Origin of the sequence: Alcanivorax sp. DP30 (assembly GCF_009882945.1) — a bacterium.
Lineage (GTDB): Bacteria > Pseudomonadota > Gammaproteobacteria > Pseudomonadales > Alcanivoracaceae > Alcanivorax.
The window spans coordinates 60,244-73,861 of record NZ_WTUY01000001.1 but is presented as its reverse complement, the minus strand read 5'-3'; the positions used below and the strand labels follow the sequence as shown (position 1 = coordinate 73,861).

Below are 13,618 nucleotides of genomic sequence, written 5' to 3'. Positions count from 1 at the left end.
TCCATGGGACCGGGCGAATGAGGGCCTTAATGGCCTCCGCCTGAGGCAGAATCGGGCAAGATTAGCGAAAGGCCGTCACAACCGCTACCAATGATCATTTCACGCCCCGTTTCCCATTGACAATGGTCCGTGAGATCGGCATAGTTGCGCGTCTTTAGACCGTGACACGCCTGTTTTTTGATCAGAGCATTGGATCACAACCGGGCGAGTCGGCCGGTAACGGCCCGTGTCATAACCAATTTTCGATCTCAGAATTCAAGATAGGAGCAGGACCTTGGCTAATTCACCGCAAGCACGCAAGCGTGCGCGTCAGGCGGAAAAGCGCCGTCAGCACAACGCAGCGATGCGCTCCATGGTGCGCACATACCTGAAAAAGGTGAACGCGGCTATTGCGTCCGGCGACCAAGGTGCCGCCCAGGAAGCATACACCCAAGCGGTATCCGTGCTGGACAAAGCCACCCGTAAGGGCAAGTTTCACCCCAACAAGGCAGCTCGCCACAAGAGCCGCCTGAACACCAAGATCAAGGCAATGGCTGCCTGATCGAACGTGCTCAAGTTGGACACAAAAAAACCGGCTTTTGCCGGTTTTTTTGTGTCTGAAAACACTCGCAAAAAGCATCAGGCGTCCGGCAACAGGCCTCCAGCGTCCATTACCACCATGTTATCCCGGTGGATCAGCTCTTCCTCGTTCATGAAACCCAGCACATCGGCAATTTCTGTGCTTTTCTTTCGACACAGCCGACGCGCATCCGCTGCATCGTAATTCACCAGCCCACAGGCGATGCGCTCCCCCTGCTCGGTTTCGCAGGCCACCATTTCGCCGCGGGAAAACTGACCAAACACATCCACCACTCCCACCGGCAACAGGCTTGAGCCACCCTCACGGACCCGCCGCACCGCACCGGCATCCAGCACCACGCGACCGCGCATTTGCAGATGCCCCGCCAGCCATTGCTTGCGCGCATTCATGGGGGAAGTATCCGGCAACAGGGTTGTCCCCGGACCCTGACCATCCGCCAGCTGGATCAGCACGTCGGGACTGCGGCCCGAGGCGATGGTGGTAAGAGCCCCGGAACGGGCTGCCAGCTTGGCGGCTCGCACCTTGGTCGCCATACCGCCACGACCCAGCAAACCGCCACCTCCGGCTACCCGCTCAATGGCAGGATCTGAAGCCTGCGCTTGCGTGATTAATTTGGCATCGGGATTACTGCGAGGATCCGCATCAAACAGACCATCCTGGTCCGTGAGAATGACAAGCCGGTCAGCCTCCACCAGATTGGCCACCAGCGCCGCCAGGGTATCGTTGTCGCCAAAGCGGATCTCGTCCGTGACCACCGTGTCATTTTCGTTAACCACAGGCACCACACCAAAACCCAGCAGGGTCAACAGCGTGGCACGCCCATTCAGGTAGCGCTTGCGATCGGAGAGGTCATCGTGGGTGAGCAGCACCTGGGCGGTATGCAGATTATGTTTCTGGAAACGCGACTCCCAGGCCTGCACCAACCCCATCTGACCGACGGCGGCAGCGGCCTGCAGTTCATGCACGGAATCCGGACGACGGGACCAACCCAGTCGCGTCATGCCCTCGGCAACCGCACCGGAGGAAACAATCACGACCTCAATCCCGCGACCGCGCAACGCCACCATGCGATCCACCCAGGACTGCATCAGGGCACAATCCAGCCCCCTGCCATCATTGGTCAACAGGGCACTGCCGATCTTGATAACCCAACGCTGGCGATCTGCTGTCACCTTGACTCCTTCAATCAGTAACACGTTGAACGTTTCAAGCCACAAGGAAAAAGACACCAGGCCGCAGCAATGAAAGCCCCCTTTTGCCACTCACCACTTGCAGCTTGAATCTGTCTACGGCTCGTAGACGATCTCCACGTCGTGATCGTCATCATCATCGTCGTCGTCCCGATCATTGTCCCGGGCTCGACGCGCTTCAGCCTTAAGCTCCTGCACCTTGTCGCGCGCCTCTTCTTCGAGGCGGGCACGCAGATCCTGTTGCTCTGCCGCGTACTCAGGATCTTCCAGCTCAAGGCGGCGGCGGTCCTCAATGGCATTCATCAGCGCATAGACCAGATCTTCGCAGCCAACGCCCGCTGCGGCAGAAATACGGTGTACCGGCCCCTGCCAGCCCAGCTCTTCGACGATGGCATCAACACAGGCATCCGCCTCTTCATCCGCCAGCAAGTCAATCTTGTTGAACACCAGCCAGCGCTCCTGCTCGGCGAGAGCCGGCGAGAACTGATCCAGCTCATCGGCAATGGCATCGATATGATCCGCTGGATTAGAGCCATCCATAGGCGCCAGATCCACCACATGCAGCAGCAACCGGGTGCGAGCCAGGTGCTTGAGGAACCGAATCCCCAGACCTGCCCCTTCCGCAGCACCCGGAATAAGTCCCGGAATATCTGCCACCACAAAGCTGCGATGTCGGTCTGCCTTTACCACGCCCAGATTCGGCACCAGGGTGGTAAACGGATAATCCGCCACCTTGGGCTTGGCCGCAGAAATAGCCCGAATCAGAGTGCTCTTGCCCGCATTGGGCATGCCCAGCAACCCCACATCCGCCAGCACCTTCAACTCCAGACGAAGCCGACGGGATTCCCCCGGCTTGCCTTTGGTGGTCTTGCGCGGCGCCTGATTGGTGCTGCTCTTGAAGTGGATATTCCCCAACCCGCCACGGCCTGAACTGGCAATCATCACCGGCTTGCCGGGCTCGGTGAGATCCGCCAGCACCTCTTCGGTGTCGATATCAATGACAGTGGTCCCCACCGGCACCAGCAGGATGACGTCATCAGCAGACTTGCCTGTCATCTGGCGCCCCTTGCCCGGCTCGCCATTGCGCGCCTTGAAGATGCGCTCGTAGCGGTAATCCACCAGAGTGTTGAGGTTGCTGTCAGCCTGAAAGAAGACACTGCCCCCGGCACCGCCATCGCCGCCATCCGGCCCGCCAAATTCCACGTATTTCTCACGACGGAAACTCAGGCAGCCATCGCCGCCCTTACCGGCATGTACTTCAATGGTGGTTTCGTCGACAAATTGCATGGAAAAGGACTCTCTTTCGGATCGCTGCCATTCTACGGCAATGAATTCACTTTGGGGACACATGCACCAGGAAGCGACCTCCCGGATTTAAATACAAAAAAACCCCGCGGGCAGAGCCTCGCGGGGCTTTTTTAGATCCTTTCGGATCAGGCCGCAGGCTCGATTACCACATATTTGCGGTTCAGCGGGCCCTTGACTTCAAACTTAACGAAACCAGTTTCAGTGGCAAAGATGGTGTGATCTTTGCCCATGCCAGCATTAATGCCTGCATGAAACTTGGTGCCGCGCTGACGAACGATGATTTCGCCTGCGTTTACCAACTGGCCGCCGAAACGCTTAACGCCAAGGCGCTTACTCTGCGAATCACGACCGTTACGAGTACTACCACCGGCTTTTTTATGCGCCATGATCTAAATCCTCTCGAATGTGTGTCTAAGGATCAGCCCTGGATCCCGGTGATTTTCACCGCAGTGTACCACTGACGGTGACCTTGTTGCTTGCGGGAGTGCTTGCGACGACGGAACTTGATGATCTTCACTTTCTTGTGACGACCCTGCTCAAGCACCTCAGCGGTCACCTTGGCACCATCCACAACCGGCTGACCGACCTTTACGTCGTCGCCGTTGGCAACCAGCAGCACCTGGTCGAAATCCACGGATTCGCCAGTTGCTACTTCAATCTTCTCGATGCGAACAACATCGCCTTCTTCTACGCGATACTGCTTGCCACCAGTTTTGATTACTGCGTACATCATTGTGCTCCAGCACGTACTCCACTCAGGCGGGAACGCCCTGTTTCCAGGACCGGGCTCCACTTGCAGGCCAGGCAGAGGGTTAAATCGGGTCGCGAATTGTAGGCCAATAGCAGCGCCCACGCAATCCCGCAAGCCAGATATTTTCCCTCTCCGCGCGCCCTTGGCGCCGCTTTGACATCCACCAGTGACAATAGGGCAGAATTCATTGACTGCCAGCCCCCCCCTGTTAGCATTGCCGGCTGTTGCGCCACCTTCATTCGCCTGGACTCAAGTACATGGATTTCAAGGCTATTTATGCCTCGGTCGAGCAGGACTTTGCCGCCGTAGACACCTTCATCACCCACCACCTCGACTCCAAAGTCCCCCTGATCCGTGAAGTGGGCGACTACATTGTGCAGTCCGGCGGCAAACGGCTACGACCACTGGTGGCCATTCTCTGCGCCCGCGCCTCCGGGTATGAGGGCGAAAAACACGTGGATGTGGCAGCAATCATCGAATTCCTCCACACCGCCACCCTCCTCCACGATGATGTGGTGGACGAATCCAACCTGCGGCGCGGCCGCCCCACCGTCAACGCAGTTTGGGGTAACGCCGCCAGCGTTCTGGTGGGCGACTTCCTGATTTCCCGTGCACTGCAGTTGATGGTGGCGCTACGCCACCCACGCCTGCTGGATATCTTCTCCCAGAGCACCAACACCATCTCCGAGGGGGAAGTGCTGCAGCTGATCAATGTGCGCGATCCGAACACCAGCGAACAGAACTACATGCGGGTCATTCATCACAAGACCGCCAAAATGTTCGAATCCGCCGCCGAAACCGGCGCCGTACTTGGCATTACCGACAGCCACGACTTCACCCCCGCCTTTGCCGACTACGGCCGCCACCTGGGTATTGCCTTTCAGCTAATCGACGATGTGCTCGACTATCAGGGCGACGCCACCGAACTGGGCAAGAATGTGGGCGACGATCTGGCGGAAGGCAAACCCACCCTGCCGTTGATCTACACCATAACCAACGGCTCGCCGGAACAGGCCGACTTGATCAAGGGCGCCATTCGCAGCGGCGGCCTCGATCACCTGCAGGAAATTGTTGAAACTGTTCGCGCCAGCGGAGGTCTTCAATACACCATCGACAAGGCCGCGGAACACACCCGGCTGGCCCTGAATGCCATTGCAGACGTACCGGCCTCACCGTACAAGACGTCCCTTGTTACGTTGGCCGAAGAATCGCTCAAGCGAACCTACTGATACCCCAACGAGGAGACACCATGCTGCGTGCCACCCTGCTGCTGACCCTGAGTGCGGCCTTTGCCGGCTGCGCCCTGAGCCCCCAGTCCATTGATGTTCAGCCTGTTGCGAACGTTCAAACCACCAATATCGGCCAGAACCAGCCGGTACAGGTCTTTGCCGTGGATTCCCGCGACCAGCAGGCCTTCGGTACCCGCGGCGGCGTGTACAAGGAAACCTCTCTGGTTCAACCTGCCAACGATGTGAAAGCAGCGGTGGAGGAAGCGGTACGCCAGGGCCTGCAGAAGCTTGGTTTCAATGCTTTTAACCCCGGGGCAGATGCCACCCGCCTGGAAGTGCGCCTGGAGCAACTGGATTACGTGCCGGAAAAAGGCTCCGTGGTCAATACCGTTACCCTGTCGTTGAACCTGGTAGGTGAAGCCAGCCGGCCGGATGTGTCTTACACCGGCACCTACAAAAGCAGCGTAAAGCATGACCTGCCCATCACTCCCAGCGCCAACCGCAATCAGGCAATGGTCAACGAGATCCTCAGCGGGGCAATTACTCGCATGCTGGAAGATCCCAAGATGCAGAACTTCCTGCTGGGCAACGATCCGGCCGGATGAAGCGCGTCACCATCCACTACTGCCGCCAGTGCAACTGGCTACTGAGAAGCGGCTGGTATGCCCAGGAGTTGCTGAACACCTTCAGCGATGAGCTGGATGAAGTGGCCCTGCAACCGGGCACCGGCGGCGTCTTTCGCATTACCGCCAACAACCAGAGCATCTGGGAACGAAAAGAGGACGGCGGCTTTCCCGAGATCGGCGAATTGAAGCGGCGGGTCCGGGATGCGCTGTTCCCGGAACGGGATCTGGGACACATCGACCGAAAATAGTCAGTCCCGCCGCCCCAGCCAGCGAATGCCAGGGCTGGCGCTTACTCCATGCAGAAAAACGCTCAATAACACGGTGGCCATCACCAGCTGACTGACCACCTCCAGCCCCTCTCCAGCACCATGCTGTTCAAGGAACACCAGGCCCAGCACAATGGACGCCAACCCCCGCGGGCCAAACCAGCCCATGAACAGACGCTGACGCAAGGTCAGGGCCGTTCCCGCCAGCGCCAGCAACACCGGACCGATACGTACTACTGTCAGGCTCAACAGCCCATACAGCAGATAGCGCCACTCCATACTGGCCAGCGATGTCACCACCATCAGGCCGAACAGGAAAAACACCGAGTGACTCAGCCAGCTGCCCAGCAAGCCATAGAAACGATCTTCACGACGGCGCGGCTGATAACGCCACTGCAAGGCCAGGCCCGCCACAAAGGCAGCGATAAACATGCTGGCCTCCACCGCCTCAGACAACAGTAGCGCCATGATCGGCAGCGACAGTACTGCCATCTGCTCACCATCCTCCGCCAGCCAGTCACGGCGCTGGGCCGCCGCCAGCAACAGGCCGCCCGCACCACCAACCAATAACCCAATGAGAGTGCCGTAACCCAGTTGTTCAACCATGTATTCCAGTAACACACCGCCAAACTCAAGGGACTCCATGCCGGTAAGCACAATAAAGAACAACAGGAAGGGCACGCTCAGGCCGTCGTTGAGTCCGGCCTCCACACTAAGGGTTTCGCGAATTTTTTCCGGCACCGCCTCACTGTTGACGATTACCTGGCCCAGGCCGGCATCCGTGGGTGCCAGAATGGTGGCGACAATCGCTGCGTACCAGATCCCCAAAGACGGGAAAAGCCACCAGGCAAGAACCCCACCCAGCACAATAGTGACCAGCATTCCCACGGTCAGCAGACGCGCCGATAACGCACCGTCCTTACGCAGTTCCCGCAGGCTGGTGTGGCACGCATCCGTAAACAGTAACAACACCAGGGTCAGCTCAGCCACGGTAAGAAAAGCCCCGCCACCCGATGCCATGGCCAGTCCCGGTGTCAGCACCGAGGCCACGACCATCCCCGCCAGTGTGAAGAGCATGGGCGCCGTCACAAGCCCACCCTCAAGTCGCCGGGACACCAGCCCGTAGACAAATACCAACGCGATAAAGATACCCAGCAACAACATCCCCGTGTCCTTCGTCAGTCATTTTCCGGGCGCACCTGCACTCCCGGCTCATCGCTCTCGTAAGGCACCGTCACGGTAAACACCAGCGGACGGCAACACACCTGACAATCTTCCACGTACTCCTGATCCTCCACGGAAGTATCAATCAGCACCTCAATGGTTTCCCAGCAACAGGGGCACTGTACCGATACCGGCACCAGCCCGCTCATAGCGTCTCCAGGACGGACAGATCCAGTTTATCGATCCAGGCAGGCTGATCACTCTCCGCCCAGGGCTCCGGCTGTCCCTGCCCCCACACGGGGCCGGGCCAACAGGGATCGCCCTCAAAACGCGCTATCACATGAATGTGCAGCTGGGGCACCATGTTGCCCAGAGCGCCAATATTGATCTTGTCGGCGCCGGTCACGGTTTCCAGCTGAGCCGCCAGGGTGTTCACCTGTTTCAGCAGGACGATCTGTTCATCCTCCCGCAGGTGATGCCATTCGCGGAGCCCCTCTCGCTTGGGCACGATGATCAGCCATGCAAAACGCTGGTCGCTCATCCAGCGTAACCAGCACAACTCCGTTTCACCCAGAGCACGAGTATCCCCCGCCAAGCGAGGATGCAATGTGGCCATGAAAATGCCTCAAGAAAAGTGGCGGCAGGCGCCGGTAACCAGCGCCTGCCAGGGGGTGGCGAATGTTACTGACGATAATCGGAAGGACTGCGACTGGTCCAGCGACGAAAAGCGCGGGCAAAGTTGGACGCATCCGAGTAGCCCAGTGACATGGCGATTTCATCCACGGTGTGATCGGACTGAGTGAGAAACTCCACCGCCAAACCCTTGCGCAAACCATCCAGGATTTCCTGATAACTGGTACCCAGCTGCTGCAACTTTCGCTTCAGGGTGCGCGAGGACATATGTAGCTCACTGGCCACCTCCTCCACACTGGGAAAACGCCCACCACCGGCAAGAATAATCCGGCGAACCTGCCCCAGCAGAGCTGGCGGCGCTTTGATGGTGGCCATCTCCTGCTCACACTGGTCCGCCGCCATCCGCGCCAGCCGCGGGTCGGCAAACTGCAATGGATAATCCATGCGCTCCGCCGGAAAACGCATCTGATTATAGGCACAGTCGAAATACACTGGCACCGGCATCAGCGGCCGCATACGCTCGAAATATTCCGGTTCCGGGTAGGAAAAACGCAGCTCCCCCAACACTTCCATGCCAGGCAACAACTTTTGTCCCATGAAATGGAAACTGGAAAACAGGCTTTCCATGGTCAACGGCGTCAGCCCACCCAGGGACAACAACTCGTTAACCTGCATAACCGCCATGTCCCCTTCCAGGAAGGTTTCCAGCTGCACCATGGTGCTGCGGGTGCGGAAATACTTCACCGCCAACTCAAGGGCATCCCCCAAAGTGGCGCTGCTCATGGCGGCATAACCGAGAAAACCATGGGATGACAGCGTCATGGACGCCCCCAGCTCCCAACCAATCCAGGGCTCACCCGTCATGCGGATCGCCCTGACCGCCACCCGCTCAAAATCCTGGGCCGACACCCTTGCCTTGGGATCGCGCCAGCAACCGGGTTCAATTTGTGTGCCCGACAGCAGCTCTTCACTGGCGATGCCACGTCGTGCCAACACGTCCAGCATCAGGGACAGATATTCCGCAGAGACCGAGTACTCTGCCGGATCCATCTTCAATATTGTCATCGCTATTATCCTGATTATGCCGTCCATGGCCCCAAATGACCGAGCCAGACACCTTATCTTGCCATTCATAATGTGACAAGTGACCGTGGGACACCTGGGGAGGGCGCTATTGCCAATAAACCAAGCGCTTGCTAGGTTTGCAGGCCAGATTCTCGGGAGAATTCCATGTCCAGCACACTACAAAACAAGACCCTGTTCATCTCTGGCGCCAGCCGTGGCATTGGCAAGGCCATTGCCCTCAAGGCCGCCCGGGATGGCGCCAATATTGCCCTGTTTGCGAAAACCACAGAGCCCCACCCAAAACTGCCCGGTACCATCTACACTGCCGCCGATGAAATTCGCGAAGCGGGGGGCAACCCGCTGGTCTGTGTGGGCGATATCCGCCACGAAGATCAGCTCCAGGCCGCCGTAGACAAGACCGTAGCAACCTTTGGCGGCATAGATATTCTGGTCAACAACGCCAGCGCTATTGCCCTTACGGGCACCGAAGCCACCAGCATGAAGTCCTATGACCTGATGCATCAGATAAACAGTCGCGGCACCTTCATGGCCAGCAAGCTGTGCCTGCCCCACCTGAGAAAAGCCGACAACCCCCACATTCTCAACCTGGCACCACCACTGAACATGGCTCCCCACTGGTTCGGCCGCCATGTGGCCTACACCATGGCAAAATATGGCATGAGCCTGTGCGTGCTGGGCATGGCAGACGAGTACAAGGGCAAGGTGGCAGTGAACGCTCTGTGGCCTAAAACGGTGATCAATACAGCGGCGGTGCAGAACCAGCTGGGCGGCGTGCCTGCGGTACAGGCGGCTCGCCAGCCATCCATCATGGCGGATGCCGCCTATGCCATCGTCACCCGACCAGTATCGACGGCCAGCGGATGCTTCTTCATTGACGAGGAGATACTGAGAGAAACCGGCACCCGCGATTTCAGTGTCTACCGGGTTGATCCCAACCTGGAAGATGACAAGCTACTGCCAGACTTTTTCCTGGACTGACGCAGGTTACAAAAATTGTCACATGCTGCCGGGGACTGGCCCACAGACGGAGCAGGCCCCGCCAGCATGGCAGCAACCGACTGAAATTATTAAAAAAAACCCATCACAAAGACTGGCACGGTTCTCGCTTTTATCTCTGCAGGTAAACGGGGACAGTCATGAGCAAGATACTAAAACTCAGCACATTGCGGCCAGACACAGCACTGGAAAACCTGAACCGGCTCACCGGGCTGGATTTTCAGCAGTGGCCAGAGTCATTACAGATCGAGCAGGACTGTGCCGCGCCGGTTTCCGGACAAGACGAAAAGCCCACCCGGGAAGACACCGGGCAGGCGGCAGCGCAGCACTGCTTCCTGCAAGGCTGAGACAATCAGAAGTTGGAAATCAGCTTGTCCGACGCGCCCAGCTCAGAGCCTCGGCGCTGCATAAACAGCTCTTCCACGACGAAGTTCATAGCGGGGTCCGCAAGACGAAGGGACACCTGCACCTGCTCCACCTCGGCACTCAGCCGCAAGCGGATTGATCCGGACAGCAACGCACTTCCTTCACCGGTCACTTCAGCGGTATCGACCAATACGGCCCGGTCGTTAGTCCTGTCCACATAGCGCACAACCAGCTGCACCTGCCCCGCAGCACCCGCAACCCTGACCCAGGAGGCCACATTGAACTCGGCTTCCCACTGCTTCACTTTGCCTGGACGCCCTTCGGCCCAGATCCGCGACGGCACTTTGGCGATGAATTTTTCTATCATTCTTGTCCTCTGCTCTCACGAATCCCTGAATAACGCCTTGCGCAACCAAAGCCTCCTCAGTTCTTTCTTGCCAGTGTACGCATGGGAAGAAATAACGACCATGCGTTGTTTGGCGTACTGACTTTGATGGATATCACACCTTGGAACATGATGACCATTGCCCCTATGTATAATTGTCTGACAAATATGGCACCCCTAACAGCCAATCCCACTTACTCTTCCCAACACGCAGCGCGTTTTACTGCTGCACATTTTTACACCGGACAATTTAAGGAAGTATGCATCATGGGCGAGCTGAAAGATCTGCGCGAACAAAGCGAAACTCTGGTTAACCGCGCCAAGGAACTGGGCAACAAACTGTACCTGGCAGGCCTGGGTGCCTATGACAAGGCCGAAGAAAACTCCGAAGAGCTGTTGAACAAGTACGTTTCCACTGGCACCGAAGCATTCGGTGAAGAAGCCGAAGGCAAGCCGAAGGCCCTGCTGGCCGGTCGCGGCGCCCTGCTGGCTGCCCGCGAACTGCTCGACAACGCTCCGGAAAAGCGTCAGGCCTTCTACGAGAAGCTGGTTACCGCCGGCAAGAAAGAACGCGGCGAAAAAGCGGAAGAAACCAATGAATTCGTGCTGGCCGGCCTGGGCGCCGTTGCCACCGCACGTGAAGAAGGCGAGAAACTGTTCAACGAACTGGTTTCTGCCGGTCAGAACCGTAGCTGATTCTGAACCCTTTCTGTTGTTACTCTCCTTTTAGGGGCCATCTTTGGCCCCTTTCTTTTGTGCCATTCGCCCTCCTCGTCTCAGGTCAGAGCGCCTCATCCTGCTCAATCACACCGCAACATCTTTTCGCCACTCAAACTCGCAACCTGTCTATCCTGCGCTGACTCCTTACCATCGCGGTCAATGGATCTGTCCTCTCCAGCCCTGTACAGCCTTCACCCATCGGCGCTAAGTTAACGGTTATAACAACGCCAACAGACCGCTACGAGAGAGACCATGGCTGACTCACGCCGCCGCAAACGCCCCACCACCACCACCGGACGCCTGTTCCGGCTGACTGGCATGACCACCTCTATCGCGACTCGCGTGGCAGGGCATCAGGTGAAAGGGCTGTTCCAGTCGGACAGTGCCAAGGCCGCAGACCGTGAAAAGCTGATGCAACATATCGGCAAAGAGGTTGCCGCCACGCTGGGAGAAATGAAAGGTGCGGTGATGAAAGTGGGGCAGATCGCCTCGCAGATGCAGGATATCCTGCCCCGGGAGATCAGTGAGCAGCTGAAGGTGCTGCAGAACGCCTCGGCCCCCATGCCGTTCCATGTCATCCGTCGCCAGCTTGAGCGGGAACTGGGAAACACCATCGGCGAACTGTTCGCCAGCTTCGAGGAAACACCCTTCGCTGCTGCTTCCATTGGGCAGGTACACCGGGCTACCACCCACGAAGGCGACGACGTGGTGGTCAAGATTCAGTACCCCGCGGTCAAGGAGTCTATCGATTCCGACATGAAGCACCTGCGCCGAATCCTTCGCCTTGGCAGCCTGCTCAAGGTAGATGAAGCCGCCCTGGATGGCGTTTTCCGCGAAATTCGCAATCAGCTGGAAGAAGAGCTGGACTATCATCAGGAAGCCAGCAACCTGAACCAGTTCAGGGAGTTCCACCAGCATCAGCCATGGCTGATCATCCCGACCGTGTACGACACCCTCTCCAGCGAAAAAGTGCTGACCCTGAGCCTGGAAACCGGCACCCCGCTGGAGCAGGCCAACGACCAGAACGGATTTGACCAGACCACCCGGAATCTACTTGGCGAGCGTCTGTTTGATGCCATCGGCGAGCAGATCTTCCGGTTCCGCACCGTTCATTGCGATCCACACCCCGGCAACTTTGCTTTTCGTCCCGACGGCAGCATCGTGATGTATGACTTCGGCGCCGTAAAACGGCTTCCTGGCGCCGATGCCGACCTGATCAGGGACATCGTTGAAGCGGCCCTGCAACAGGACTGGGGGCAGCTTGATGCCCTGCTGCAAACTCTCGGCGCCCGCAAACAGGAGGGGCAGGTCAGTGACCAGTTTTACGCCACCTGGATCGAGATGCTGTTGCGTGCCTTTTCCAGCGAGCCTTTCGATTTCGCCAGTTCGCACCTGCATACAGACATTATGAAGCAGGTACGCAAGACCCCGCTGGAACAGATGATGAAGTTCCAGCCGTCACCGCGAACCCTGCTCATCGAACGGGTGGTCAGCGGCCACTACTGGACACTCATGAATCTGGGCGTCAATGCGGCTTTCAGGCCAAACCTGGAAAAAGCCCTGAACGGTTCAAACCGCGCCAGCGCTTGACCCCACTTCCTGACGCCCCCAAAAAAAGGCCCGGCCACCTGTTGAGGTAGCCGGGCCTTTTTCATCGGTAAGATTGTGATTGTCAGTGCAATCAGAAGGCTGAGCGAAGCCCTACGCTGATACCGGAAATCTCTTCCTCGTCGGTATCGATGTAGCGCATGTATTCCAGGTTGGCACCCAGGGTGTCGGTGATATTCATGTCCAGACCAGCACCCCAGGACTCATCCTCGAAGTTTTCACTGTCGCTGAACGAATACGTCACGCCGGCAACTTCACCATCCGCGGAAACCGTACCTTTCGCCTTGGTATAACCCCCAATCACATAGGGGCGAACAGTGTCGCTGATGGGCGCACCCAGTTTCACATAACCACCGTAGAGGTGATCCAGCTCAAAATCAGCAATGCCCTGGGAATCCTCATTCAGGCCCACACCACCGCGGGCTTCCAGCGCCAGAAAATCCGTCACTTCAAAGCCGGCATTCACTGTCGCTGCATCAATTTTCAGGGTATCGGTGTCAAACTCTTCATTGTCGTATTGAATCTGGCTATAGCTGCCCCCGACATACGGGCCCGTCGCCCAGGCCTCCTGACCAGCCACAAGCGAACAGGACAACACCAGTGCACCACGCATCCAGACTTTCATTCGAGACTCCTTTTCCAATTCAGTCAGTAAATTCGAAACACAGATAGGCGCAATGTTCCTGTTATTCCGGTAAATTCTGTAAAAT

Annotated in this window: 18 protein-coding genes; 8 read left to right on the top strand and 10 right to left on the bottom strand. The window is 57.8% G+C overall.

The window, feature by feature from the left end:
• Positions 1-274 precede the first annotated feature (274 nt).
• Positions 275-541: a 30S ribosomal protein S20 gene (rpsT, locus tag GQF00_RS00425; RefSeq protein WP_022986431.1), complete on the top strand. Its 267-nt coding sequence runs from the start codon at positions 275-277 to the stop codon at positions 539-541.
• 77 nt (positions 542-618) lie between these two features.
• Here the strand turns inward: rpsT and proB are convergent, their stop codons facing one another.
• From proB to rplU, 4 genes are all read right to left on the bottom strand, one after another.
• Positions 619-1,752 (bottom strand): glutamate 5-kinase, encoded by a 1,134-nt coding sequence (gene proB / locus GQF00_RS00420; RefSeq protein ID WP_161316949.1) that lies wholly within the window; start codon positions 1,750-1,752, stop codon positions 619-621.
• Positions 1,753-1,866: 114 nt separating this feature from the next.
• A complete protein-coding gene (cgtA, locus tag GQF00_RS00415; protein ID WP_161316947.1) occupies positions 1,867-3,057 on the bottom strand; it encodes an Obg family GTPase CgtA in 1,191 nt (396 codons plus the stop codon).
• A gap of 146 nt (positions 3,058-3,203) precedes the next feature.
• Positions 3,204-3,464, bottom strand: coding sequence for a 50S ribosomal protein L27 (rpmA, locus tag GQF00_RS00410; protein WP_161316945.1), 261 nt, complete (start codon positions 3,462-3,464; stop codon positions 3,204-3,206).
• Positions 3,465-3,496: 32 nt separating this feature from the next.
• On the bottom strand, positions 3,497-3,808 hold the full coding sequence (gene rplU / locus GQF00_RS00405; protein ID WP_161316943.1) for a 50S ribosomal protein L21: 312 nt from the start codon (positions 3,806-3,808) through the stop codon (positions 3,497-3,499).
• A gap of 278 nt (positions 3,809-4,086) precedes the next feature.
• Between rplU and GQF00_RS00400 the strand changes: the two genes are divergently transcribed.
• Genes GQF00_RS00400 through GQF00_RS00390 form a run of 3 tightly spaced genes read left to right on the top strand, consistent with a single transcriptional unit; the run spans position 4,087 to position 5,932 of the window.
• A complete protein-coding gene (locus GQF00_RS00400; RefSeq protein ID WP_161316941.1) occupies positions 4,087-5,058 on the top strand; it encodes a polyprenyl synthetase family protein in 972 nt (323 codons plus the stop codon).
• A gap of 20 nt (positions 5,059-5,078) precedes the next feature.
• Positions 5,079-5,663, top strand: coding sequence for a YajG family lipoprotein (locus GQF00_RS00395; protein WP_161316939.1), 585 nt, complete (start codon positions 5,079-5,081; stop codon positions 5,661-5,663).
• Positions 5,660-5,932 (top strand): SelT/SelW/SelH family protein, encoded by a 273-nt coding sequence (locus tag GQF00_RS00390; RefSeq protein ID WP_161316937.1) that lies wholly within the window; start codon positions 5,660-5,662, stop codon positions 5,930-5,932. The genes GQF00_RS00395 and GQF00_RS00390 overlap by 4 nt, the downstream gene beginning before the upstream one ends.
• Here the strand turns inward: GQF00_RS00390 and GQF00_RS00385 are convergent, their stop codons facing one another.
• The 4 genes from GQF00_RS00385 to GQF00_RS00370 all read right to left on the bottom strand — a co-directional run bounded on the left by GQF00_RS00385 (position 5,933) and on the right by GQF00_RS00370 (position 8,812).
• Positions 5,933-7,114, bottom strand: a complete 1,182-nt coding sequence (locus tag GQF00_RS00385) for a sodium:proton antiporter (RefSeq protein WP_161316935.1) — start codon at positions 7,112-7,114, stop codon at positions 5,933-5,935.
• A gap of 14 nt (positions 7,115-7,128) precedes the next feature.
• Positions 7,129-7,323, bottom strand: coding sequence for a CPXCG motif-containing cysteine-rich protein (locus tag GQF00_RS00380; RefSeq protein ID WP_161316933.1), 195 nt, complete (start codon positions 7,321-7,323; stop codon positions 7,129-7,131).
• Positions 7,320-7,730: an HIT domain-containing protein gene (locus tag GQF00_RS00375; RefSeq protein WP_161316932.1), complete on the bottom strand. Its 411-nt coding sequence runs from the start codon at positions 7,728-7,730 to the stop codon at positions 7,320-7,322. The genes GQF00_RS00380 and GQF00_RS00375 overlap by 4 nt, the downstream gene beginning before the upstream one ends.
• 65 nt (positions 7,731-7,795) lie before the next feature.
• Positions 7,796-8,812 (bottom strand): AraC family transcriptional regulator, encoded by a 1,017-nt coding sequence (locus tag GQF00_RS00370; RefSeq protein WP_161316930.1) that lies wholly within the window; start codon positions 8,810-8,812, stop codon positions 7,796-7,798.
• A 165-nt stretch (positions 8,813-8,977) separates the two neighbouring features.
• Between GQF00_RS00370 and GQF00_RS00365 the strand changes: the two genes are divergently transcribed.
• Together GQF00_RS00365 and GQF00_RS00360 are read left to right on the top strand one after the other, a co-directional pair.
• On the top strand, positions 8,978-9,811 hold the full coding sequence (locus GQF00_RS00365; RefSeq protein WP_161316928.1) for an NAD(P)-dependent oxidoreductase: 834 nt from the start codon (positions 8,978-8,980) through the stop codon (positions 9,809-9,811).
• 158 nt (positions 9,812-9,969) lie between these two features.
• Positions 9,970-10,176: a hypothetical protein gene (locus tag GQF00_RS00360; protein ID WP_161316926.1), complete on the top strand. Its 207-nt coding sequence runs from the start codon at positions 9,970-9,972 to the stop codon at positions 10,174-10,176.
• Positions 10,177-10,181: 5 nt separating this feature from the next.
• On the opposite strand, the gene GQF00_RS00355 is transcribed toward GQF00_RS00360, so the two are convergent.
• Positions 10,182-10,562 (bottom strand): hypothetical protein, encoded by a 381-nt coding sequence (locus tag GQF00_RS00355; protein WP_161316924.1) that lies wholly within the window; start codon positions 10,560-10,562, stop codon positions 10,182-10,184.
• Positions 10,563-10,847: 285 nt separating this feature from the next.
• Between GQF00_RS00355 and GQF00_RS00350 the strand changes: the two genes are divergently transcribed.
• On the top strand, positions 10,848-11,276 hold the full coding sequence (locus GQF00_RS00350; protein WP_161316922.1) for a phasin family protein: 429 nt from the start codon (positions 10,848-10,850) through the stop codon (positions 11,274-11,276).
• A 276-nt stretch (positions 11,277-11,552) separates the two neighbouring features.
• The gene (locus tag GQF00_RS00345; protein ID WP_161316920.1) at positions 11,553-12,890 is read left to right on the top strand and encodes an AarF/ABC1/UbiB kinase family protein; all 1,338 of its coding nucleotides are present in this window, start codon (positions 11,553-11,555) and stop codon (positions 12,888-12,890) included.
• Positions 12,891-12,981: 91 nt separating this feature from the next.
• Here the strand turns inward: GQF00_RS00345 and GQF00_RS00340 are convergent, their stop codons facing one another.
• Positions 12,982-13,533: a porin family protein gene (locus tag GQF00_RS00340; RefSeq protein WP_161316918.1), complete on the bottom strand. Its 552-nt coding sequence runs from the start codon at positions 13,531-13,533 to the stop codon at positions 12,982-12,984.
• Positions 13,534-13,618: the final 85 nt, after the last annotated feature.